Source organism: Streptomyces sp. M41 (assembly GCF_043673425.1).
In the GTDB taxonomy this organism is placed as follows: domain Bacteria; phylum Actinomycetota; class Actinomycetes; order Streptomycetales; family Streptomycetaceae; genus Streptomyces.
Genome location: NZ_JBIMKE010000035.1, coordinates 54,274 through 76,138 on the forward strand (window position 1 = coordinate 54,274; position 21,865 = coordinate 76,138).

Annotated in this window: 20 protein-coding genes and 1 pseudogene; 8 read left to right on the forward strand and 13 right to left on the reverse strand. The window is 71.7% G+C overall.

The genetic code is table 11. The features are described 5' to 3' along the window. Positions 1-35: 35 nt before the first annotated feature. Positions 36-3,296, reverse strand: a complete 3,261-nt coding sequence (locus ACHBTE_RS31100; RefSeq protein ID WP_394728202.1) for a S41 family peptidase — start codon at positions 3,294-3,296, stop codon at positions 36-38. Between the two features lie 176 nt (positions 3,297-3,472). Here ACHBTE_RS31100 and ACHBTE_RS31105 point away from each other — a divergent pair, with 176 nt between their 5' ends. The 4 genes from ACHBTE_RS31105 to ACHBTE_RS31120 all read left to right on the forward strand — a co-directional run bounded on the left by ACHBTE_RS31105 (position 3,473) and on the right by ACHBTE_RS31120 (position 8,087). Continuing rightward, the gene (locus ACHBTE_RS31105; protein ID WP_394728204.1) at positions 3,473-4,072 is read left to right on the forward strand and encodes a TetR/AcrR family transcriptional regulator; all 600 of its coding nucleotides are present in this window, start codon (positions 3,473-3,475) and stop codon (positions 4,070-4,072) included. Positions 4,073-4,203: 131 nt separating this feature from the next. Beyond that, a complete protein-coding gene (locus ACHBTE_RS31110) occupies positions 4,204-6,438 on the forward strand; it encodes an MMPL family transporter (protein ID WP_394728206.1) in 2,235 nt (744 codons plus the stop codon). A gap of 288 nt (positions 6,439-6,726) precedes the next feature. Further along, positions 6,727-7,245: a YbaK/EbsC family protein gene (locus tag ACHBTE_RS31115; protein WP_394728208.1), complete on the forward strand. Its 519-nt coding sequence runs from the start codon at positions 6,727-6,729 to the stop codon at positions 7,243-7,245. After that, entirely contained in the window at positions 7,242-8,087 is an 846-nt protein-coding gene (locus tag ACHBTE_RS31120; RefSeq protein WP_394728210.1) for an EamA family transporter, read from the forward strand. Before ACHBTE_RS31115 ends, ACHBTE_RS31120 begins: the two co-directional genes overlap by 4 nt. Positions 8,088-8,151: 64 nt before the next feature. Here the strand turns inward: ACHBTE_RS31120 and ACHBTE_RS31125 are convergent, their stop codons facing one another. Further along, positions 8,152-9,639, reverse strand: coding sequence for a metallophosphoesterase (locus tag ACHBTE_RS31125; RefSeq protein WP_394728212.1), 1,488 nt, complete (start codon positions 9,637-9,639; stop codon positions 8,152-8,154). Positions 9,640-9,910: 271 nt separating this feature from the next. Between ACHBTE_RS31125 and ACHBTE_RS31130 the strand changes: the two genes are divergently transcribed. Next, the gene (locus ACHBTE_RS31130) at positions 9,911-10,360 is read left to right on the forward strand and encodes a hypothetical protein (protein WP_394728214.1); all 450 of its coding nucleotides are present in this window, start codon (positions 9,911-9,913) and stop codon (positions 10,358-10,360) included. On the opposite strand, the gene ACHBTE_RS31135 is transcribed toward ACHBTE_RS31130, so the two are convergent. Further along, the gene (locus ACHBTE_RS31135; protein ID WP_394728216.1) at positions 10,347-10,793 is read right to left on the reverse strand and encodes an HIT family protein; all 447 of its coding nucleotides are present in this window, start codon (positions 10,791-10,793) and stop codon (positions 10,347-10,349) included. The two genes, ACHBTE_RS31130 and ACHBTE_RS31135, sit on opposite strands and share 14 nt — an antisense overlap. Positions 10,794-10,824: 31 nt before the next feature. On the opposite strand from ACHBTE_RS31135, the gene ACHBTE_RS31140 reads away from it, so the two are divergent. Continuing rightward, positions 10,825-12,294: a TIR domain-containing protein gene (locus ACHBTE_RS31140; RefSeq protein ID WP_394728218.1), complete on the forward strand. Its 1,470-nt coding sequence runs from the start codon at positions 10,825-10,827 to the stop codon at positions 12,292-12,294. A gap of 54 nt (positions 12,295-12,348) precedes the next feature. Continuing rightward, complete coding sequence (locus ACHBTE_RS31145) at positions 12,349-12,624, forward strand: DUF1876 domain-containing protein (RefSeq protein WP_394728220.1); 276 nt, start codon at positions 12,349-12,351, stop codon at positions 12,622-12,624. 97 nt (positions 12,625-12,721) lie between these two features. Here the strand turns inward: ACHBTE_RS31145 and ACHBTE_RS31150 are convergent, their stop codons facing one another. From ACHBTE_RS31150 to ACHBTE_RS31175, 6 genes are all read right to left on the reverse strand, one after another. Then, positions 12,722-13,882 (reverse strand): serine hydrolase domain-containing protein, encoded by a 1,161-nt coding sequence (locus ACHBTE_RS31150; protein WP_394728222.1) that lies wholly within the window; start codon positions 13,880-13,882, stop codon positions 12,722-12,724. Positions 13,883-14,001: 119 nt separating this feature from the next. Next, complete coding sequence (locus ACHBTE_RS31155; protein ID WP_394728224.1) at positions 14,002-14,454, reverse strand: organic hydroperoxide resistance protein; 453 nt, start codon at positions 14,452-14,454, stop codon at positions 14,002-14,004. 105 nt (positions 14,455-14,559) lie between these two features. Beyond that, positions 14,560-14,709 (reverse strand): hypothetical protein, encoded by a 150-nt coding sequence (locus ACHBTE_RS31160; protein WP_394728226.1) that lies wholly within the window; start codon positions 14,707-14,709, stop codon positions 14,560-14,562. Continuing rightward, the gene (locus ACHBTE_RS31165; protein WP_394728228.1) at positions 14,706-15,473 is read right to left on the reverse strand and encodes an energy-coupling factor ABC transporter ATP-binding protein; all 768 of its coding nucleotides are present in this window, start codon (positions 15,471-15,473) and stop codon (positions 14,706-14,708) included. Before ACHBTE_RS31165 ends, ACHBTE_RS31160 begins: the two co-directional genes overlap by 4 nt. Next, the gene (cbiQ, locus tag ACHBTE_RS31170; RefSeq protein WP_394728230.1) at positions 15,461-16,222 is read right to left on the reverse strand and encodes a cobalt ECF transporter T component CbiQ; all 762 of its coding nucleotides are present in this window, start codon (positions 16,220-16,222) and stop codon (positions 15,461-15,463) included. Before cbiQ ends, ACHBTE_RS31165 begins: the two co-directional genes overlap by 13 nt. Positions 16,223-16,224: 2 nt before the next feature. Beyond that, complete coding sequence (locus ACHBTE_RS31175) at positions 16,225-17,283, reverse strand: energy-coupling factor ABC transporter permease (RefSeq protein WP_394728232.1); 1,059 nt, start codon at positions 17,281-17,283, stop codon at positions 16,225-16,227. Positions 17,284-17,453: 170 nt separating this feature from the next. Here ACHBTE_RS31175 and ACHBTE_RS31180 point away from each other — a divergent pair, with 170 nt between their 5' ends. Continuing rightward, positions 17,454-17,813, forward strand: a complete 360-nt coding sequence (locus ACHBTE_RS31180) for an SsgA family sporulation/cell division regulator (RefSeq protein WP_394728234.1) — start codon at positions 17,454-17,456, stop codon at positions 17,811-17,813. A gap of 24 nt (positions 17,814-17,837) precedes the next feature. Here ACHBTE_RS31180 and ACHBTE_RS31185 read toward each other — a convergent pair whose 3' ends face one another. The 4 genes and pseudogenes from ACHBTE_RS31185 to ACHBTE_RS31200 all read right to left on the reverse strand — a co-directional run. Then, positions 17,838-19,517, reverse strand: coding sequence for a penicillin-binding transpeptidase domain-containing protein (locus ACHBTE_RS31185; protein WP_394728236.1), 1,680 nt, complete (start codon positions 19,515-19,517; stop codon positions 17,838-17,840). Positions 19,518-19,620: 103 nt separating this feature from the next. After that, positions 19,621-21,276 (reverse strand): penicillin-binding transpeptidase domain-containing protein, encoded by a 1,656-nt coding sequence (locus ACHBTE_RS31190; protein ID WP_394728239.1) that lies wholly within the window; start codon positions 21,274-21,276, stop codon positions 19,621-19,623. Positions 21,277-21,364: 88 nt separating this feature from the next. Continuing rightward, positions 21,365-21,694: a hypothetical protein gene (locus tag ACHBTE_RS31195; protein WP_394728241.1), complete on the reverse strand. Its 330-nt coding sequence runs from the start codon at positions 21,692-21,694 to the stop codon at positions 21,365-21,367. Between the two features lie 18 nt (positions 21,695-21,712). After that, positions 21,713-21,865 (reverse strand): annotated as a pseudogene (locus tag ACHBTE_RS31200) (ABC transporter permease); the annotation flags it as partial.

Consider the following 21,865-nt stretch of genomic DNA (forward strand, 5'->3'; position numbering starts at 1 on the left):
TCCCGCCGCCCTTCGAGAGCCTCAAGTGCGCGGCCTCAAGTGCGCGGGGGAAGCTTTGGCCTTGACCGGTCCGGAACGTGTGTGTAGTCAGGGGGAGTTGCCGGGGGGTTCGTCTCCAGCAGTTCCAGGGCCAGTTCCACGGCGTCGGCCAGTTGGGCGTGGCGGCCCTCCGCCCAGTCCAGGGGCGTGCGCAGGACCTCCACGTCCGGGGTCACGCCCTTGTTCTCGATGGACCAGCCGTACGCGTCGAACCAGGCCGCGTTCATCGGCACGGTGATCACCGTGCCGTCGCCCAGGCGGTGGCGGCCGGTCATACCGACGACTCCGCCCCAGGTGCGCTGCCCGACGACCGGCCCCAGCCCGAGGAGCTTGAACGCGGCCGTGATCATGTCGCCGTCGGACGAGGTCGCCTCGTCGGCCAGGCCGACCACCGGGCCGCGCGGGGCGTTGGAGGCGTACGACACGGGCTGGGCGTTGCGTGTGAGGTCCCAGCCCAGGATGGTCCGGGTCAGCTTCTCCACGACCAGTTCGCTGATGTGGCCGCCGGCGTTGCCGCGTACGTCGACGATCAGGGCGGGGCGGGACATCTCCATGCGCAGGTCCCGGTTGAACTGGGCCCAGCCCGAGCCGCCCATGTCCGGGATGTGGAGGTAGCCGCAGCGCCCACCGCTCAACTCCCGTACGACCAAGCGGCGTTTGGCGACCCAGTCCTGGTAGCGGAGCGGGCGTTCGTCGATCAGGGGGACCACGGCGACTCGGCGGGGCCGGCCTGCCTCGCCCTGTGCCGGGGCCAGGGTCAGCTCCACCGTGGTGCCGCCGGCCCCGGCGAGGAGCGGGTAGGGGCCGGTGACCGGGTCCACCGGGCGGCCGTCGACGTGGGTGAGGACCGCGCCTTCGCGGATGCCGGTGCCCGCGAGCGGGGAGCGGGCCTTGGAGTCGGAGGACTCGCCGGACAGGATGCGTTTGACGACCCAGCCCTCGTCCCGGCGGACGAAGTTGGCGCCCAGTAGGCCCTGCCAGCGCTGGTAGTGCGGTGGGCCCTCGTTGCGGCGGGCGGCGGAGACGTAGGCGTGGGAGGTGCCGAGTTCGCCGAGCACCTCGCGCAGCAGGTCCGCGAACTCGTCGGGGGAGGCGACCCGTTCGACCAGGGGGCGGTACTGGGCGAGGACCGCGTCCCAGTCGATGCCGCACATCTGCGGCTCCCAGAAGTACGCCCTGATGAGCCGGCCCGCCTCCTCGTACGCCTGCTTCCACTCGGCCGTCGGGTCCACCTCGTGCAGGATGCGGCGCGCGTCGATCCAGACCGTGGAGTCGCTGTCGCCGGACTCACTGGCGGGTACCGCCCGCAGGTCGCCCTCGTCGACGAGGACCAGGCGGGTGCCGTCGCCGCTCACCGCGAACCAGTCCAGCTGGTCGACGAGTTGGGACTTCTTCGCCTTGCCGATGTTGAAGTGCTCCAGGGCAGGCCGTCCGGTCGTGTCGTCCGGGTTGGCGAACGTCTCGCCGAGCGCGCCCGAGATCGGCCAGCGCAGCCAGACCAGTCCGCCGCCGCTGACCGGGTACAGCGCGGAGTACTTGGAGGCGGCGACCGGGAACGGCGTGACCCTGCTCTCCAGGCCCTCGACCTCCACGACCGTCGTCCCGGCGTCCCCGCCGTCCGTGTCCTCCAGCGGGTCCAGACCACCGGCCGCGGGGCGGCCCTCGGGGTTCAGGGCGAAGGGCGAGGGGGTCGCGGAGGACAGCGGCAGGAGGTAGGGGCGGCAGCCCAGTGGGAAGGACAGGTCGCCGGTGTGGACGTCGTACACCGGGTCGAAGCCGCGCCAGGAGAGGAAGGCGAGATAGCGGCCGTCCCGGGTGAACACCGGATTCTCGTCCTCGAAGCGGCCCGCCGTGACGTCGATGACGGACAGGTCCTTGATCCGGGCCAGTTTGATCTGCCGCAGCGAGCGGCCGATCCCCGGATGTGACCAGGTCAGCCATGCCCCGTCCGGGGAGAAGGCCAGGTCCCGCACCGGGCCGTTGTCCGACCGGATCAGCTCGGTGACCTCGCCCTCGGAGTTCGCGGCGCCCGCGGCGGCAGCCGCGTCGTCGGACACGGTGAGCAGCAGCAGCCGTCCGTCGTGCGCGGCGATCGCGAGGCGCTCTCCGTTCGGGTCGGCGACCATCTCCAGGACCCGGCCCACCTCGCCCGAGGCCAGCCGGCGCGGTGCGCGCTCGCCGGTGGCCCGGGGCAGATACGCGATCTCGACGGCGTCCTCGCCCTCCGCGTCGGTCACATACGCGACCTGGCCGAGCGAGCCGAGCATCTCGGGGAGCCGGACCCGTACGCCCGGGGTGTCGGTGATGGTGCGGGCGGGGCCGTCGCGGTGGGTCAGCCAGTACAGGCTGCCGCGCACGACCACGGCGCTCGCGCGGCCCGTCTCGTCCACGGAGATGCCGTCGATGTGCTGGGCGGCGGGCACCTGGTACCGGCGGCGTCCCGCGCCCGGCCCGCTGAGCCGGACGTCGAGCCTGCGGGGTTCGCTGCCGGCGGCGAGGTCGTCCACCAGCCACAGGTCGCCCGCGCACTGGTACACCACCCGGGTGCCGTCGCTCGCGGCGTGCCGGGCGTAGAAGGCGTCGTGGTCGGTGTGGCGGCGCAGGTCGGAGCCGTCCTGGGCGCAGGAGTAGAGGTTGCCGACTCCTTCGTGGTCGCAGAGGAAGGCGATCCGGCCGCCGACGAACATCGGGGAGTGCAGATGGCCTTCGATGTCCGGCAGCAGTCGTTCGCCGTGCAGCCACAGGCGGCCCGTCGCCCCGCCCCGGTAGCGCTTCCAGGAGGCCGGTTCGTGCGGTGGGGTGCCGGTCAGCAGCAGCGTTTTGTGCTCGTCGTCCACGTCGGCGACCTGGATGTCGGCGCAGGGCCCCCAGGGGAGCTTGCGGCCGGGGTCGCCGTCGGTGCCGACCTTGTAGGCGAAGGTGTAGTGGGAGAAGGGTTCGCCGTGGGAGGCGACGGCGAGGATCGCGCCGTCCGGTGTCCAGCCGCACACCCGGGTGTCCGGGGAGCCCCAGTGGGTGAGCCGGGTGCCCGGTCCGCCGGCCACCGGGACCAGGTGGATCTCGGGGTTGAGGCTGCGCCAGCTCGTGTACGCGATGTGCCGCCCGTCGGGGGAGAAGCGGGGGTGCCCGGTCCTGGTGCGGTCCACGGTGAGCCGCCAGGCTCGGCCGGGGCCGTCGAGGGGGGCCAGCCACAGGTCGTCCTCGGCCACGAAGCACAGCAGGTCGCCGCTCAGATGGGGTAGGCGCAGGTAGCTCACCTACTCATGCTTCGCCTGGGGGTGGACGGGGGCAAGTCGTGCAAAACGGGCGGTCGACCCGGCCTCCGGGGTCCTGCGTGACCTAGGACACGTACGAAACGGTTTCGTTTCGCTGAAACGGTGGGTAACCTCTTAGGTGTACGAAACCGTATCGTTCGGAGTAGGAGGTGAGGGCCGTGGCCGAGGTTTCGACAGGACGTCGCAGTCGGATCACCCCCGAGCGCGAGGCCGAGTTGTACGAGGCCGTGCTCGACCTGCTCCGGGAGGTCGGCTACGACGCCCTCACCATGGACGCCGTGGCGGCCCGCACCCGGTCCAGCAAGGCGACGCTCTACCGCCAGTGGGGCGGCAAGCCGGAGCTGGTGGCCAAGGCGATCCGGCACAACAAGCCGGGCAACATCGCCGACGTCGACACCGGGTCCCTGCGGGGCGACCTCCACGCGCTCACGGCACTCGAGGACGACTGCGCCATGCAGCAGAACGCCGCGCTGATGCGGGGCCTGTTCATGGCGGTGCACGGCAATCCGGATCTCCTGCAGGCGTTCAGGGAACTGCTCGTCGAACCGGAGATGGAGGAGTTCAACCGGTTCGTGCGGCGGGCCGTCGAGCGCGGCGAGGTCCGTCCCGACTGCCCGGCGCTGGACTATGTGGTGCACATGCTCGTCGGCGCCTTCGCCACCCGCACCCTGATCGACGACCAGCCGCCGACGCAGGCCTTCCTCATGTCGTACATCGACGCCGTGGTCCTCCCCGCCCTCGGCGTTTCCGTCGACTGATTCCCCGTCACCCGACGGTTCCCCACCGAGCAAGCCCTCCATAGCCCTCCATCTGACGTAACCGCTCACGTCGTCGGGCTGATCACCCCTGCCCACGTACCGACCCACGACCTGACCGGGAGACGCCTTCAGTGGCCACGTTTCTCTACAAACTCGGCCGGCTCGCCTTCAGGCGACGGCATTTCGTCGCCCTCATATGGGTGGCGCTGCTCACCCTCGCCGGTGTCGGCGCGGCCAGCGCCCCCACCGCGGGCTCCACCTCCTTCTCGATCCCCGGCACCGAGGCGCAGAAGGCCTTCGACCTGCTGGAGCAGCGCTTCCCCGGCATGAGTGCCGACGGCGCCACCGCCCGCGTCGTCTTCAAGGCGCCGGACGGTCAGAAGATGACGGACGCCGGCAACAAGGCGACCGTCGAGGACACCGTCAAGGAGCTGTCCGACGGCTCCGAGGTGGCCTCCGTGGCCGACCCGTACACCGCGAAGGCGGTCAGCCGGGACGGCACGATCGCGTACGCCTCGGTCCGGTACGACGTCTCCGGCATGGAGCTTCAGGACTCCTCCCGGGACGCCCTGGAGCACGCCGCGCAGGAGGCGCGGGACGCCGGGCTGACCGTGGAGGTCGGCGGTGACGCACTCCAGTCGGTGCCGCACACCGGCGCCTCGGAGATCATCGGCATCGCGGTCGCCGCGGTCGTCCTCGTCATCACCTTCGGCTCCCTGATCGCGGCCGGGCTCCCGCTGCTGACCGCCCTGATCGGCGTCGGCATCGGCATCTCGACGATCACCGCCCTGGCGAGCGCGCTGGAGCTGGGCTCCACCACCTCGACGCTGGCGATGATGATCGGCCTCGCGGTCGGCATCGACTACGCCCTGTTCATCGTCTCCCGCTACCGCGCGGAACTCGCCGAGGGCCGTGAACGCGAGGAGGCCGCCGGCCGGGCCGTCGGCACCGCCGGTTCGGCGGTGGTCTTCGCGGGCCTGACCGTGGTGATCGCGCTGGTCGGACTCTCCGTCGTCAACATCCCGATGCTGACGAAGATGGGTGTCGCCGCGGCCGGCACCGTGGTCATCGCGGTGCTCATCGCCCTGACGATGGTCCCGGCGCTGCTCGGCTACGCCGGGCGCAAGGTGCGGCCCGCCGGGCGCAAGGCCCGGTGGATGGGCGGCGGCCGGGCCGAGAAGAAGGCGGCCTCCAACGCCGCCAAGCCGAACATGGGCACGCGCTGGGCGAGCTTCGTCGTGCGCCGCCCGATCGCCGTGCTGCTGCTCGGCGTCATCGGCCTCGGCGCCGCCGCGGTCCCCGCGGCCTCGCTGGAGCTGGGCCTGCCCGACGACGGCTCGCAGCCGACGTCCACCACCCAGCGCCGCGCCTACGACCTGCTTTCCGAGGGCTTCGGCCCCGGCTTCAACGGCCCGCTGATGGTCGTGGTCGACGCACAGGGCAGCGACGACGCCGGCGCCGTGTTCAAGACGGTCGGCGATGACATCAAGGGCATCGACAACGTCGTGACGGTGACGCCGGCGACGCCCAACAAGGCGGGCGACACGGCCACGATCACCGTGATCCCGGACGCCAAGCCCTCCTCCGTGACGACGGAGGACCTCGTGCACGCCATCCGTGACAAGGGCGCGCAGGTGAAGGCCGACACGGACGCGACCGTGCTGGTCACCGGCTCGACGGCGATGAACATCGACGTCTCTCAGAAGCTGAACGACGCGCTGCTGCCGTATCTGGCCCTGGTCGTCGGTCTCGCGTTCCTGCTGCTGATCCTGGTCTTCCGCTCGATCCTGGTCCCGCTGAAGGCGGCCCTCGGCTTCCTGCTGAGCGTGATGGCGGCGCTCGGCGCGGTGGTCGCGGTCTTCCAGTGGGGCTGGCTCTCGGGCCTCATGGGCGTGGAGGAGACCGGTCCGGTCATGTCGATGATGCCGATCTTCATGGTCGGCGTGGTCTTCGGCCTGGCGATGGACTACGAGGTGTTCCTCGTGACGCGGATGCGCGAGGCGTACGTCCACGGCGAGAAGCCGAGCCAGGCGGTGGTCACCGGCTTCCGGCACGGGGCCCGGGTGGTCACGGCCGCCGCGGTGATCATGATGGCGGTGTTCGCCGGATTCATCGGCTCCAGCGAGTCCATGGTCAAGATGATCGGCTTCGGGCTGGCGATCGCGGTGTTCTTCGACGCCTTCATCGTCCGGATGGCCATCGTCCCGGCCGTGCTGGCCCTGCTCGGCAGGCGGGCCTGGTGGCTGCCGAAGTGGCTGGACCGCGCCCTGCCCAATGTGGACGTGGAGGGCGAGGGCCTGCGCACGGCGGCCGAGTCGAAGAAGGACGCGGACCCCGACGAGGACCGCGCACTGACACGAGTGTGATCCGCCTCCCGTGAGGTGGGCCGGCCGGTGAGGGCTTCCGTGGGAACGGGGCCCTTCACCGGCCGTTTTGAGCCTCGCGCGTACGAGGCCCTACTAACGCCCGTTGAGCCTTCGCGGGTACGGGACCCGAACCGGCGTTTGAGCCTTTGCGGGTACGAGACCCTCACCGGCCCTTTTCACGATCAGCGGGCTCTCCCTTCCGGATCACCACCACCCCCGTCCCGGCATCCGGACTCCGGCCGAAACCAGTTCGCGTGTGCCGTACACGCACCGCTAGCGTGCCGTGCCATGACGACGACCGACAGCCACGACGGAACCGGCGACCGCGCAGCCCACCCCCTCTTCGCCGAAGCCCTCGACGAGCTGGGCCTCGGTGACCTGCACGGCCGGATCCGGCGCTTCCCGGACGCGACCCGTACCGCGGCCGAAGCCGCCGCCGCGATCGGCTGCGAGCTCAGCCAGATCTGCAAGTCCCTGATCTTCGCCGCCGACGGGGTGCCGGTGCTGGTGCTGATGGACGGCGCCTCGCGGGTCGACGTCGAGCGGGTGCGGCAGGAGCTCGGCGCCGAGAAGGTCACCCGGGCCAAGGCGGACGTCGTACGGGAGACCACCGGATACGCCATCGGGGGCGTGCCGCCCTTCGGGCACCGTACGCGGACCCGGGTGCTCGCCGACCGGTCACTGCTGGAGCACGACGTGGTGTGGGCCGCCGCCGGCACCCCGCACACCGTCTTCCCCATGGAGCCCGAGGCGCTCGTCGCGCACGCGGGCGGCACCCTCGTGGATGTGCGCGAGCAGACTTCGTGACCCCGCTCGTCACCACCGCCGTCCTGCTGGCGGCCGTCACCCACGCGAGCTGGAACGCGATCGCCCACAAGATCACCGACAAGCTCGTCGGGTTCACGCTCATCGCCGGCGGCGGGACGCTGATCGGCGCGGCCCTCGCGCCCTTCGCCGCGTTCCCGGCGGCCGAGGCCTGGCCGTACCTCATCGCCTCCGGCGTCGTCCACGTCGTGTACTACACGCTGCTGATGAAGTCCTTCCGGCTCGGCGACTTCGGGCAGGCCTACCCCATCGCGCGCGGCACCGCGCCGCTCGTGGTCGCCGTACTCGCCGCCGTCGTCGCGCACGAAGTGCCGGACGGATGGGCGGCGGCCGGCATCGCCGTCTCCTGCGCGGGGCTCACCGGCGTCGCCCTGTGGGGGCTGCGCGGGCACCGGCCCGACTGGGCGGCGATCGGCGCGGCGCTGGCCACCGGCCTGAGCATCGCGACGTACACCGTCCTCGACGGCCTCGGCGTACGGGCCTCCGGATCGCCGCTCGGCTACATCGCCTGGCTGATGCTGGTCGAGGGCCTCGTCATCCCCGCCTACGCCGTCTGGCGCCTGCGCGGCCGGACGATGGCCGCGCTCCGCCCCTTCGCCGCCCTCGGCCTGCTCGGCGCCGCGCTCTCGGTCGCCGCCTACAGCCTGGTCCTGTGGGCCCAGACCAAGGCCGAACTCGCCCCGATCGCCGCGCTGCGGGAGTCGTCCATCATCGTGGGAGCGGCGATCGGCGCGGTGTTCTTCAAGGAACGCTTCGGCGCAGCCCGCATCGCGGCGGCGGGACTGCTGGTCATAGGGATCGGGCTGATGCTGCACGCCGGGTAGCCCCTGGCAGCTCCCCGACGCCTCGGGAGCCCTCGGGGAGAGTCGCCGCGTGCCGGAGGGCTGGTCAGTGCCGTCCGGTGATGCCCGACAGGTCGTGCTCGGTCATGCTGTTGCGGTCGCCGACCGAGCGGCCCAGGGCGTGGTGGGGCCACAGGCCGGCGGCGACGCGGCGGCTGCGTTCGTTCCACTGGCGGGCCGCCGGGGCGTCCGCCTTGTAGTGGTTGAGGGCGTAGCCGCCGGAGTGGATGCGCAGCAGGGTGAAGCCGCCCGGGTAGTCCTTGGCGGCGGCGACTTCCTGCTGGGTGACGTGCGGGGCCCGCGACAGCACCGTGCGCTTGTTGCGGTGGGTGTGGCCCGCGTGGTGCAGGAAGACACCGGGGGCCTGTGCGTAGGCGTCGAGCATCGCGCGGGCCTGGCGCCGCTCCAGGCACTGGCCGCGGGTCACCGGGAAGACCGAGTCCCGCACGGTCAGCGGATGGTGGCCGAACACCAGCGTCGGCTGGTCCGGAGCCTGCTTCAACCGCGCCCGGAACCAGGACAGTTGCTCGGGCCCGAGCCCGCCGGCGTCGGCGCCGTTGCCGCTCTTGGCGTAGGTGTCGAGGCCGATGATCCGCAGCCCGCCGAGGTCACGGGCGAAGTATCCGGTCCCGTCACCGCCGCCCGGCCCGTCCTCGCTCCCCGGGAACGCCGCCTGGAAGGAGTTCTCCCGGGAACGGTCGTGGTTGCCGCGTACGACGAAGTAGTCCCGCCCGTGCGTGCCGAACCCGTCCAGGATCCGCCGGGCCTCGCCCAGGTCATGGGCCGCGCCGCCGGCCGAGATGTCGCCGCCCGCCAGCAGCAGGTCGGCCCCGCGCCGCCGGGCCTCCTCGACCAGCGCCCGGCTCATGATCTCCGGATACGGCGCCCGCCCCGGCTGCTGCGCCACCCCGCGCAGCAGGGGCAGCCCGCCCACCAGGCCCGCCGTGGTCTCGCCGAGGTGCAGGTCGTTGCAGAGCGCGACCGACAGCAGATGCCGGCCGGGCGGGGGCTGCGGCGTGGTGAAGGAGTACGGCCCGCCGCTCGTGCCGAATCCGAACGTCGAGGTGCCGACCGCGTTGCCGCGCACCAGGTGCAGCGGGGTCGGCGTGGCGGTCGTGCCGCGCGAGCGGGCCTGGTAGTAGTACGTCTGCCCGGGCTCCAGGTCCGTGAGCTCGACCTGGTGGTGAGCTGTGCGCACACCCTCGGCGGCGACCCGGTCGAGCCGCGCGGGGTGGGTTCCGTAGACGACCTCGCCCTCGGTGAGCGCGGGCAGGGGGTGGCCGAAACCGTCGTTGGTCCCCGGGATGCCGGTGTACCAGGTGACGACCGCGCGGTCCTCGGCCAGGGTGACCAGCTCCAGGTTCACGGCGGTCAGGTCGTCGGGGTGGTGGGAGCGCACGCGCTGCACGGCGGCGGAGGCCGACCGCAGCAGGGCGGGGGCCAGACGCGCGCCCGAGCGCAGCACCTCGCAGGGCCCGGGCAAGGCCGAGAGGGCTGCGAGAGCGGGCAGGTGGGCGGAGAAACAGCAGCGCATGTCCTCTATGCGGCCCGGGTGTGGTTGGCGAGGGAGGTGGCGGTGGCGGCTGGGCCAGGTCCGGCGCGCGACATCTCCGTGGAACGCGACATCTCCATGGAAGCAGGGCGAAGGCGGTCATCGCAGGGAGTGTGCCGAGTCTCACTGATCCCGAGTTGCCGTCTTTGTGCGGTGAGCGAGCGCGCCGACGGCCGTGGGGGAGAGTGATGGAGGCCGTGCGGGCGCAGCCACTACGCTCGGACCAGCGGAAGTCCACCGAGGGGGCGGGCCATTGACTGCGCTGAGCGAGGGGCCGGACGCGGGGGTCGGCGGCAGGGAGCCGCTGCACGCGGATCGGATCAAGCATCTGGAGTTCATCCAGGCGACGATCACGCGGCTGGGCACCAACTCCTTCCTCGTCAAGGGCTGGGCGCTGACCCTGGCCGCCGGTCTGCTCGCGCTGTCGGCCAGCCGGCTGAGCTGGCAGCTGTCCGTCGTGGGCGCGGTGCCGCTGTGCTGCTTCTGGTACCTGGACTGCTTCTTCCTGCGCCAGGAGCGGGCCTTTCGCCGGCTCTACGACGACGCCCGGCGCCCCGACAGCACGGTCGAGATGCTGTCCATGAACGTGGCGCCCTATCTGACGCGGATGCCGTGGCCGGAGGTCTGGGTGACGCCGACGCTGCTGCTGTTCTATTCGCCGCTGCTGCTCGCCGATCTCACGCTCCTGGTCATCGCCCTGTGAGCTCGGCCGCCAGACGGGCGGCGAGCGCGTCCTTCGCGGCGTCGTCCCTGTCCCGGCGGGCGTCGCCCTTCGGCGGCCAGATGGGGCCCATCGCGTCTCCGGGCTGGCGCGGCACGAGATGCACATGGGTGTGGAAGACGGACTGCGAGGCCACCTCGCCCGCGGAGTTGATGACGTTCATGCCGTCGGGCCCGAGGACCGCGCGCAGGGCGTTGCCCACCACCAGCACGGTACGGAAGAGATGCTGAACCGCCGTCTCGTCCATCGCCCACAGATCCGTGGAGTGGGCGCGCGGCACGACCAGGGTGTGCCCGCGGGTCGCGGGGGCCAGGGGGAAGAAGGCGAGGGTGTGCGCGTCCTCGTACACCATCCGTGCGCTGCCGGTGCCGGCGGCGATCTCGCAGAAGACGCAAGGCTGTCGACCGGCGTCCATGGGTGCTCCCTGTCGCTCTAGGGTGTGCGGCGTGGGCGGCATCTTCATCAACTACCGCAGGGGCGATCACGAAGACGTCGTGCGGGAACTGTACGACCGGCTCGAACGCCACTTCGGGGCGGACCAGGTCTTCCGGGACGTGGCCTCCATCGTGCCGGGGCAGCGCTACCCGGACACGCTGCGGGAACGGGTGGCGGACTGCGAGGTGCTGCTCGTCGTCGTGCACACGGGCTGGGCGGACACGCGGGGCGCCTCGGGCGGGCGGCGGCTGGACGACGAGGGCGACTGGGTTCGCCGGGAGATCGACCAGGCCCTGCACTCCGGCAAGTCCGTCATCCCCCTGCTGCTGGACGGCGCCGCCCCGCCGCGACCGGACCAACTTCCGTACCCGGTACGGGACCTGGCCCACCGCAACGCCCAGTTCCTGCGCACGGCACGGTACGAGGCCGACCTCGCGGCGCTGATCGCCGTGCTGGAGACGGACGTATCCCGGACCTGGCGGCCTGTCCCGCCGCCCCCGCCCGCACCCCGGCCGGGACAGTGGCCGGGCGCGCTCACCGCCCTGCTCGCCTGCGCGGTACTGCTCGCGGTCCCCGCGCTGCCCCAGGACGACGGCTGGGTACGGCGGGACGGCCTGCCGTGGACGCTCCAGGCCGCGCTCGGCGGCTGCCTGCTGCTGTGCGCGCCGCCGATCGCGCTCGCCGCCACCCGACTGCTGCTCCGCCGCCCCCTCGACGGCTGGGAACGCGACCTGCACTCGGTCAAGCACCTGACGTACGTCCGTCAGACCTGGCCGATGGCCCTGGGGCTGGTGCTCGTCGGCGTGTTCGGGGCCCTGCACCTGTGGGGCGACGGCGGGGCGTGGGCGTCGCTGTCCCTGCTGCTGGTCATGGGTCTCGCCGTCGCGCACACGGCCGCCACCCACATCCGGCTCCAGCGGCGCGACGCCGACCTGTGGGCCCGCTGGCCGCAGGGGCTGCCGAGCCCGGTGAGCCGGCCCGTGCTGCGGCGCGCCGTCGCGCGGCTGGAGCTGCGGCTGGCCGAGTCGCGGGCGCCGCTGACGCGCGAGCAGCGGGAGAAGGCGGAGTGGGAGCTGCGGGACATGCGGGCTGCGCTCGGGCGGCTGGCGGCCGAGGCCGGGCGCTCACGGGTGGTGTGGCTGCGCCAGGACCACCCCTGGCTGTTCGGCGGCCATGTCGTGGGGCTGGCCCTGATCACGGCGCTCGCCGTGGCGTCCGGCCTCGCCTTCGAGGCGGCCGGCAAGGGCGCGCCCCGGGTCCACGGCACGCTGGCGGGCGTGGTCCTCGTCGCCGCCGCCCTGGCGCTGGCGACCATGGAACTCGGGCTGCGCCACCAGCGCCGGATGCGCACCGACCTGGTGGCCGAGGCCGGCGACCGGGTCGCCCTGCTGGCCGGCCGGGTGCGGGACTTGAGCGCCCCCGCCCGCACCAGGCGGTCCGGACCGGCGCCCCGGCCCGAAGAGTTCGCGGAGCCCGACTAGTCTGCGGCCCGTCCGAGGCGCACCCTGGAAGCAGGTCTTCCGGAGGTGATCGTCATGATGCACACCACAGTGGGATGGCATGTCGAGCTGGAGTTCCTGGAGGACGACCAGCACACCCGGGCGGTCGCGATGGTACGGCTCCCCGACGGCACCGAGGTACGCGCCCACGGGCACGCCACCCGGCACCACACGGACTCCAATCAGCCGCGGGTCGGCGAGGAGATCGCCGGGGCCCGCGCACTGAACGAGCTGGCGATGCAGATGCTCACCAAGGCGCACAGTGAGATCGACGCGGCGTCCGGCCGCACCTCGCACCCGATCCACGTGTGAACCGGCGGCCCGGCAACAGCCCGGGACCGTTCCGGGAACAGCGTGAGCGGACACGACCCAGGGCCTGTCGTCTGAATCATGCCGGCGTCGCGGGGCCCTAGCTCTCCAGCGAGGCCCGCACCGCCCGTACCAGCGCCTGTGCCCTCGGGTCCGCCGTCACCGTCTTGCGGAAGCCGTTCGTCACATAGCCGAACGCGATACCCGTCTCCGGGTCGGCGAAGCCGAGGGCGCCGCCGCGGCCGGGGTGGCCGAAGGAGCCCGGGCCGAGCAGCGGGGACGCGGTGCCGTGGAGCATGTAGCCGAGGCCGAAGCGGGTGCCCACGACCAACACGCGGTCCGGCCCCGACGACTCCTCGGCGCGGGCCAGTTCCACCGTCGCCGGGTCGAAGAGCCGTACGCCGTCGACCTCGCCGATCAGCGCCGCGTAGACGCGGGCCAGCCCGTCGGCCGTCGCGATGCCGTTCGTCGCGGGGAGGGCCGCGGCCCGGTAGGCGGGGTCGTTCTGGTCGGGGAAGGGGGTGATCGCGGCGAACGCGCGGCGGGTGAGGGAGTCCGGGTCCTGGTAGGCCTCGGTGACCGAACGCTTCGGTCGCGCACGCAGCCCGCCCGTGGGCTCCGGCCCCTCGACCCGGCCGCTACGGCCCACCCGGTCCGCCTGTGCCTGGGGCAGCCCGAGCCACAGGTCGGCGCCCAGCGGACCGGCGATCTCCGTCGCGAGCCACTCGCCGGCCCAGCGACCCGTCACCCGTCGTACCAGCTCGTCCAGCAGCCAGCCGTACGTCAGCGCGTGATAGCCGTGATCGGTGCCCGGCTGCCACGCCGGTTCCTGCGCGGCCACCGCCGCGGGGCCGCGGTGCGGGTCGAGCGCCTCCTCGGGCGTGAGCGGCCGGTCGAGCACCGGGAGCCCGGCGCGGTGGTTCAGCACGTGCCGCACCAGCAGCCGTTCCTTGCCGTGCGCCTTGAACTCGGGCCAGTACGCACCGACCGGCGCGTCCAGGTCCAGCTCCCCGCGCTGATGCAGGATCAGGGGTACGGCGGCGGCGACCCCCTTGGTCGCCGAGCGCACGACCTGCGCGGTGCCCCGCTGCCAGGGCTGGGTGCCGTCGACGTCCTTCGTGCCGGCCCACAGGTCGACGACCTTGTGCCCGTCCCGGTACACGGTGACGGCGGCGCCCCGCTCGCCGAGCGTGGCGAAGTTCCGTACGAACGCCTCCCTGACCGGCTCGAAGCCGCCGGCCACTGTGCCGTTCACGTCCACGCCCGTGCTCCCTCTGCGACTGACCGTCTCGCGCCTGCTACGCCTGCGACAGTCAGTCCAACATGGGGGTGACGCCTGCGATTCCGATGTGTGGCCAACGTCTCGGCAGGTCTAGGGCCCTAGCCGAGCAGGATCGTGACGTCGATGTTGCCGCGGGTGGCGTTGGAGTACGGGCAGATCTCGTGCGCGGCGTCCACCAGCTCGGCGGCGAGCTGCGCGTCCAGCACCGGCAGGGAGACGCTGAGGGCGACGGCGAGGCCGTAGCCGCGGTGCTTGTTGGGGCCGATGCCGACCTTCGCGGCGACCGTGGAGCCGGTGAGGTCGTAGCCCTCGCGGTGGCCGACCAGGATCAGGGCGTTGTGGAAGCAGGAGCTGTAGCCGGCGGCGAACAGCTGCTCGGGGTTGGTGCCGTTGCCGTCGCCGCCCAGCTCCGGCGGCATCGCCACCTTCAGCGCGATCTCGCCGTCCTGACTGGTGACATGGCCGTCCCGGCCGCCGTGCGCGGTGGCCTCGGCGACATACATGATCTTCGTCGGCCGGGTGTCGACGGCGGTGGTGCCCTCGTCGGTCATGGTTGGCCCTCCGCCAGAAAAGACGTGCACAAGTACATCGTGCACAAGGTACTGGCCGGTACGGAGTGGCTGTTACCAGGGGGTAGCAACCGGGGGTAACCCAGCTCAGGGTGTGTGGTCGGGCACCCGGGACGCACCCCGCACGCTCCCGCAGCTCCTCCCGCGCCCGGTCAGGGCCACGCGCCGCGCGGCGTACAGCGCGAAGCAGAGCTGTTCGTCCAGGAGCGGCGAGCCCGCGTCCTCTTGATGCGTCACGCCCTCATCGTCACGGAGCGCGGGTCGAAGCCGAAGGGCAGCTCCAGCCGGTGGGCGCTCATCAGCTCCTGGTCCGCGAGGAGTTCACCGGTCCTGCCGTCCGCCGCGATCGCGCCCTCGCTCAGGATCAGCGAGCGCGGACACAGCTCCAGGGCATACGGCAGGTCGTGCGTGACCATCAGGACGGTGACGTCCAGCGAGCGCAGGATGTCGGCCAGTTCGCGACGGGAGGCGGGGTCGAGGTTGGAGGACGGTTCGTCCAGGACCAGGATCTCCGGCTCCATCGCCAGCACGGTCGCCACCGCGACCCGGCGCCGCTGCCCGAAGGAGAGATGGTGCGGCGGACGGTCCTTGAACTCCGCCATGCCGACCCGCGCGAGCGCCCGGTCCACGCGCTCCTGAAGCTCCGCGCCCTTCAGCCCGGCCGCCGCGGGCCCGAAGGCGACGTCCTCGCGGACCGTCGGCATGAACAGCTGGTCGTCCGGGTCCTGGAACACGATGCCGACCCGCCGCCGGATCTCGGCCATGTGCTGCCTGCCGACGGGCAGCCCGGCGACCTTCACCGTGCCCGTGCCGCCGGTCAGGATGCCGTTGAGGTGGAGGACGAGGGTCGTCTTGCCGGCGCCGTTCGGGCCGAGCAGCGCGACCCGTTCGCCGCGCCCGATGGAGAAGTCCACGCCGAACAGGGCCTGGTGGCCGTCCGGGTAGGCGAAGGCGAGGCCGGTCACTTCCAGCGAGGGGATCGGTTCTGTCACAGTGACCATCCCAGCAGACAGACGACGAGGGCGGCGCAGGGAAGCGCGAGGGCGTACGACCACTGCGCCCGGGACGCGGTCACCTCGTCGATCACCGGCATCGAACCGGCGTATCCGCGGCTGACCATGGCCAGATGCACGCGCTCGCCGCGTTCGTAGGAGCGGATGAACAGCGCGCCCGCCGTCTTCGCGAGCACGCCCCAGTGCCGCACGCCCCTCGCCTCGAAGCCGCGCGACTCCCGCGCGATGCGCATCCGGCGCATCTCGTCGGTGATGACATCGCCGTAGCGGATCATGAAGGACGCGATCTGCACGAGCAGCGGCGGCAGCCTCAACCGCTGGAGGCCGAGGAGCAGTTCGCGCAGCTCGGTCGTGGCGGCGAGCAGGACGGAGGCGGCGACGCCCAGAGTGCCCTTGGCGAGCACGTTCCAGGCGCCCCACAGCCCGTTGACGCTCAGCGACATGCCCAGCACCTCGACCTGCTCGCCCTCCGCCACGAACGGCATCAGCACCGCGAACGCGACGAACGGCACCTCGATCAGCAGCCGTTTGAGCAGGAAACCGGCGGGCACACGCGCGACGCAGGCGACGGCCGTGAGCAGTACGGCGTAGCCGCCGAACGCCCACATCGCCTCCCGCGGCGTCGACACGACGACCAGCACGAAGGCGAACGCGGCCGCGAGCTTGGTGTGCGCGGGCAGCGCGTGCACGGGCGAGTGCCCGTGCCGGTAGAGCTTGTGCGCGTGCCCCGCACCCATGGTCAGACGCCGGCGTTCGTGGCCGAGGTGTCGGCGTTCTCGTCCGTACGGCGCCGGCGCACCGCCCAGAAGACGCCGGTGCCCGCGACGACCGTGGCGCCGACGCCGATCACACCGGCGAGGCCGCCGGACAGCCGGACGTTGTCGACGTCCTTGACGCCGTAGTCGGCGAGCGGCGAGTCCGCGTTCGCGTGGTCCTCGGCGGACTCCGCGAAGCCCTTGTCCTCGGCGACCCTCTCCAGACCGTCGGGGCTGGCGGAGGCGTAGAAGCTGACGAACCCGGCGAGGACGAGCGAGGTGACCAGGCCGCCGATCCACAGGGTGCGGCGGGAGGTCCGGGGTGCGGCCGGCTGGGCGGCCTCGGGAGCGGGGGCGTCGACGAGCTCGTCACCGACCCGCAGCTTCAGCGGCTGCCGCAGATCACGGGCGCCATGGACGAGATCCGGCCGTACGGCGACGACGGCACCGACCGTCAGCGCGGTGATCACGGCCTCGCCGATACCGATCAGGACGTGGACACCGCCCATGGCGGCGGCGACCTTGCCGATCGGGACGTCGGTGGTGCCGCCGATCCAGAACATGAGCGTGAACGCGAGGGCCGCGGCCGGCACCGACACCAGCGCGGCGACGAACGACGCGGCGGTGATCGAGCGCCTGGTCCTCGGCAGGACCTTCACCAGGCCGCGGAAGACGACGTAGGCGACGACGACACCGACGACCGCCATGTTGGTGATGTTCACACCGAGCGCGGTGAGGCCGCCGTCCGCGAAGAGGATGCCCTGCATCAGCAGGACGACCGATATGCACAATGCGCCGGTGTAGGGGCCGACGAGTATCGCTGCCAGGGCGCCGCCCAGCAGATGCCCGCTGGTCCCGGCCGCGACCGGGAAGTTCAGCATCTGCACGGCGAAGATGAAGGCCGCCACCAAACCGGCCAGCGGCGCCGTCCGCTCGTCGAGTTCGCGGCGCGCGCCGCGCAGGCTCACGGCGACCGCGGCGGCGGCGACCACTCCGGTCGCGACCGAGGTCGGGGCGTCTATGAATCCGTCAGGTACGTGCACCGTTCGATGATAGTGGCTTGATGCGAACGGCTTGCAAGAGCGAGGAGCTCGTGTATCGCACATGTGAGATACGACGGCTTCAGGGAGCGCTTTCCGAAAGATATGCGACATTGGAGGGGGAGCGGATGCAGGGATTTCGCATAGGTCACGCAGTGTGAGAGGGCCGTCCGATGTCTGTAGTCGAACAGTACGCGCGAGCCCATATCGTTACGGACGCGGACATTCTGCTCGAAGAGCAGGACGCCGTACCGGTCGTCCTGCGCTATGACCCCGACAGCGACCCGCCCTCGGTAAGGGTCCGGCTGCCCGGGCGCGAGGCCCATGAGTACACGTTCTCGCGCTCCCTGCTGGAACAGGGGCTGCGTGCCCCCGCGGGCAGCGGCGAGATACGGGTCTGGCCGTGCGGGCGCGTGCAGGCCGTCGTGGAGATCCACACGGAGCAGGGTGTCTCCGTGGTCCAGTTCGAGACGAAGGCGCTGATGCGCTTTCTGCGGCGGACGTATCTGGCCACCGCGCCCGTGCCGCACTGACCTTCAGAGCGGGGCGCCGAGCTCTCAGCCGCCCTGCTTCAGCAGCGCCGCGACGATCGGCCCCGCCGTCTCACCGCCGTGGCCGGCCGCCTGGACCACGCCCGCCGCGGCGAGATCGCCCCGGTACGCGGTGAACCAGCCGTTCGGCTTCTTCTGGCCGTCGACCTCCGCCGAGCCGGTCTTCGCCCCGACATCACCGCTGACCCCGGCCATCGCCTCCGCCGCCGTGCCGTAGGCCGCCGTGTAGGACATCAGCTCGCGCAGCTGGGAGAGCGTGGACGCCGACATCGTGCGTGAGGCCGTCGCCAGCTCCCGGCCGTCGAACTCCGGGGAGACCAGGTACGGCTGCTTGAAGGTGCCCGCCTTGACCGTCGCCGAGACCGACGCCATGTTCAGCGGGTTCATCCGCACCCCGCCCTGGCCGATCAGCGAGGCCGCCATCTGCGCCTGCGACTGGACCGGGACCGAGCCGTCGAAGGTCGGGACGCCGACGGACCAGTTGTTCAGGGAGAGGCCGAAGACCTGCTGGGCCTGCTTGGTCAGGCTGTCGTCGTCCAGCTCGGGGGCCTGGCTGATGAAGGCGGTGTTGCAGGAGCGGGCGAAGCTCGCCTTGAACGTACCGCCCTTGATGTCGAACTTGTCGTCGTTCTGGAACTTCCAGTGCCCGTAGGTGAAGTACTTCGGGCAGGGGTGCGCCTTCTCCGCCGACGCGAGGTTCTTCTCCAGCAGCAGCGACGAGGTGATGACCTTCATCGTGGAGCCGGGCGCCAGCGAGCCCTGGATGGCGGTGTTGAAGCCGTGCGAGGAGTTCGCCACCGCCAGGATCTCGCCGGTCGACGGACGCACCACGGCCACCGACGCCTTCGTCCTCGTGGCGACCTGCTTCTCCGCAGCCGCCTGGAGCGCCGGGCTCAGCGTCGTCTTCACGGTGCCCGGTGTGCCCTTGCTGAGCTCCACCAGGGTCTTGTCGGACAGCTCGGCCTTCTTGGCCGCCTCGCCGCGGACAACCTGGAGCTCGATGCCCGCCCTGCCGCCGGCCTTCTTGCCGTACCTCTCGCGCAGCCCGTCCAGGAGGGAGCCCAGCGACGGGTACTCGTCCTCGGTCAGCTCGCCGCCGTCCCGGTCCAGGGCCTTGACCGGCGGGGTGCCGGACTCGCCGGTGACGAGCCGGTCGCCGTCCTTCATGTCCGGGTGGACGATCGCCGAGTGCCACTCGACGAGCGGCTCGCCGTCCTCGGCCCGCCGGACGACGGTCAGCGCACTGTCGTACCTCACCGGCTTCTCGGTGCCCTTGTACGACACCGTCCCCTTCACCGAGAAGGGGACCTTGGCGCCGGTGCGGTTGCCCGCGGTGAGGGTGACGTCCTTGATACGGGCGTGCTTGGCATAGCCGGCCAGCAGGGCCTTGGCAGCCGCGGTGTCGTCCGTGGCGGCGGCGGCTTCGGTCACCTCGCCCTTCTGCCAGGCGGTGAGGAAGGTCCCGGCGGCGGTGGTGACCTCCTTGGCCGACAGCGGCCCGGTCTTCACCTTCTTCACCCTCGTGTCGGCGGACGAGGAATCCGTCGTACGGCTGTCGGCCGCCGCTCCGCCGCCGTACAGGGCGTAGACCCCGAAGCCGGCGCCGCCGACGACCACGGCGATCATCCCGCCGAGCACGGCGGGGTTCGTCTTCCTTCGCTCGGCGACGCGCCTTCTGTTGCCCACTGCTTTCCGTTCCCTCGCCACATCCCAGGGGCCCCCGCAGCCCCGCTGCCCTCACGCATAACGACGACGACCACACTAGAGTCCCGTGCCGCGGGGGATGACTTCAGCCGGACGCTCGTAGCACGGCTGCGACAATCGGGCCCGCCGCGTCGCCGCCGTGGCCGCCCTGCTGGGACATGGCCGCGGCTGCCACATCATCGCGGAAGCCGGTGAACCAGCTGTCGGAGCCGGCCTTCCCGTCGACCTCGGCGGAACCGGTCTTGGCGCCGATGTCCCCGCTCAGCCCGGACATGGCCCGCACGGCGGTGCCCTGCGGGGAGGTCGCGGTCAGCCGCATCATCTGCTTCAGCTGGGCCGCGGTGCTCGCCCTGAGCCCCTCGGCGGTGGCGAGTCGCCGGTCGTCGAGCGTGGGCGGGACGATATACGGCTGCCGGAACCGGCCGGTGATGGCGGTGGCCGTCACCGACGCCATGTTCAGCGGGTTCATCTGGACCTGGCCCTGACCGATGGCGCCGGCCGCGCGGTCCGGGCCGCCGGCGGCGGGGACGCTGCCGTCGAAGGAGGTGATGCCGGTCTTCCAGTCGTCGCCGCGCAGCCCGAAGCGCTCCTCGGCCTCCGCCGTCAGCGAGGCGTCCGTGAGCGGTTTCTCGTCGACGAGCTTGATGAAGGCGGTGTTGCAGGAGCGCGCGAAAGCCTGGGCGAGGGTGGCGTTGGCGCTCTCGTCGGGTGCCAGGCCCGTGAGGTTCTTGAAGGTCTGGCTCTGCCAGGTGGCGGTGGGCGGGCAGGGGGCCGGGCCGTTCATGGAGGTCACACCGTTGTCGATGAGCATCGCCGCGGTGATGATCTTCATCGTGGAGCCGGGGGCGACCCGGCCCTCGAAGGCCGCGTTGAAGGCGTCCTCGCGGTGGTTCGCCACGGCGAGGACCTCGCCGGTGCTCGGCTTCAGGGCCACCACGGAGGACTCGGGATACCGCTTCACGGCCTTCTCGGCCGCCTCCTGCACGCTCGCGCTGAGCGTCGTCTCCAACCTGCCTTTCCTGCCCTCGGCGAGGGTCAGCAGCGAGGTGTCCGGTGACTCTGGTGACTCTTCGGCGTGACGTATGGACAGCTCGATGCCGGGCTCGCCGCCGGCCTTGTCGCCGTACCGGTCGCGCAGGGTGTCGAGGACCGGGCCGAGCGAGGGGTACTTCTCCTTCGTCAGTACCGTGCCGTCCCGGTCGACGGCCTCGATCGGCGGGCTCGCGGCCTCGCCGGTGACAAGGGTGTCGCCCGTCTTCAACCGGGGGTGGACCACGGCCGGCCGCCAGTCGACCAGGGCCCGTCCGGTGGTGAGGCCGCGGACGACGGTGAGCTCGCTCTTGTAGCCGAGCTCCTTGGACTTCCCGCCGTAGGACACCTTCGCCTCGACCGTGAAGGGCACGGTGTCACCCTTCGCCGCACCCGGCGTGATCCGTACGCGGGTGATGTGCGCGTTCTCGCCGTACGACGTGAGGAGCGGCTCGGCCGCCGCGTCGTTGTTCGTGTACGACGCCGCCTGCCCGGCCCGCCCCTTCTCCCAGGCCGCGAAGAACTTCGCCGCCGTCTCCTCGACCTCCCGCGCACTCGGCGGCCCGGACCGCGCCGGTGCCGGGCCACCGCCCGCACCCGTCGCCCCGCCGCCGTTCAGCGCGGACATCAAGTTGTACGCCCCGTACCCGGCCCCACCCACCATCACGGCGAACACCCCGCCTATGACGGCAGCCTTGACCCCCTTGGCCATGTCCCCTCCCCGTTTCGGTCCTCGGGCACTGTATGGGGCGTGGGCGAAAACCGTGAGAGCTGTTTTCTTTTGTTGGCCGAAGCCTGGTTCAAACGAGATCGGCCGGCCGGCGGGGCATCGGCGGCCGGCCGAGCGCTTCGACGAACACGATCCGGTCGTCCACGACGTCCAGGCAGAGCATGCCGTGCGTGGGGGAGAGCGGCACGCATCGGTGGCCCGGGCCGTACGGCTGACCCGGCGGATGGGGTGCGGTCCGCAGGCTCTGACAGGAGTCGTCGTCGCAGTCGCACTCGTCGACCAGCCGAAGATCCCATGCACGGCCGGCCAGTTCACGCTCTCCTTCGCTCTCCAGGAGGGCGATCAGCTCTGCGACGAGGTCCGGGAAGACATCACGGACGAGGGGGTGCTCCTGCTCCATGGGCGGAGCGTAGCCCGCCTACTTCGGGTCGCGGTCGAACAGGGACTTGGACCAGACGTAGCCGAGGGCCGCCAGCGCCACGCACCAGGCGAGCGCGAGCCATCCGTTGTGGCCGATCCCGGTGCCGAGCAGCAGGCCGCGCAGGGTCTCGATGGCGGGGGTGAACGGCTG

What these genes read in the sequence shown, in the direction of transcription:
- ACHBTE_RS31115 (WP_394728208.1), top strand. Translation starts at nt 6,727, where the DNA reads ATGACGACGACCGACAGCCACGACGGAACCGGCGACCGCGCAGCCCAC.
- ACHBTE_RS31125 (WP_394728212.1), bottom strand. Translation starts at nt 9,639, where the DNA reads ATGCGCTGCTGTTTCTCCGCCCACCTGCCCGCTCTCGCAGCCCTCTCG.
- ACHBTE_RS31135 (WP_394728216.1), bottom strand. Translation starts at nt 10,793, where the DNA reads ATGGACGCCGGTCGACAGCCTTGCGTCTTCTGCGAGATCGCCGCCGGC.
- ACHBTE_RS31145 (WP_394728220.1), top strand. Translation starts at nt 12,349, where the DNA reads ATGATGCACACCACAGTGGGATGGCATGTCGAGCTGGAGTTCCTGGAG.
- ACHBTE_RS31155 (WP_394728224.1), bottom strand. Translation starts at nt 14,454, where the DNA reads ATGACCGACGAGGGCACCACCGCCGTCGACACCCGGCCGACGAAGATC.
- ACHBTE_RS31165 (WP_394728228.1), bottom strand. Translation starts at nt 15,473, where the DNA reads ATGGTCACTGTGACAGAACCGATCCCCTCGCTGGAAGTGACCGGCCTC.
- cbiQ (WP_394728230.1), bottom strand. Translation starts at nt 16,222, where the DNA reads ATGGGTGCGGGGCACGCGCACAAGCTCTACCGGCACGGGCACTCGCCC.
- ACHBTE_RS31180 (WP_394728234.1), top strand. Translation starts at nt 17,454, where the DNA reads ATGTCTGTAGTCGAACAGTACGCGCGAGCCCATATCGTTACGGACGCG.
- ACHBTE_RS31190 (WP_394728239.1), bottom strand. Translation starts at nt 21,276, where the DNA reads ATGGCCAAGGGGGTCAAGGCTGCCGTCATAGGCGGGGTGTTCGCCGTG.
- ACHBTE_RS31195 (WP_394728241.1), bottom strand. Translation starts at nt 21,694, where the DNA reads ATGGAGCAGGAGCACCCCCTCGTCCGTGATGTCTTCCCGGACCTCGTC.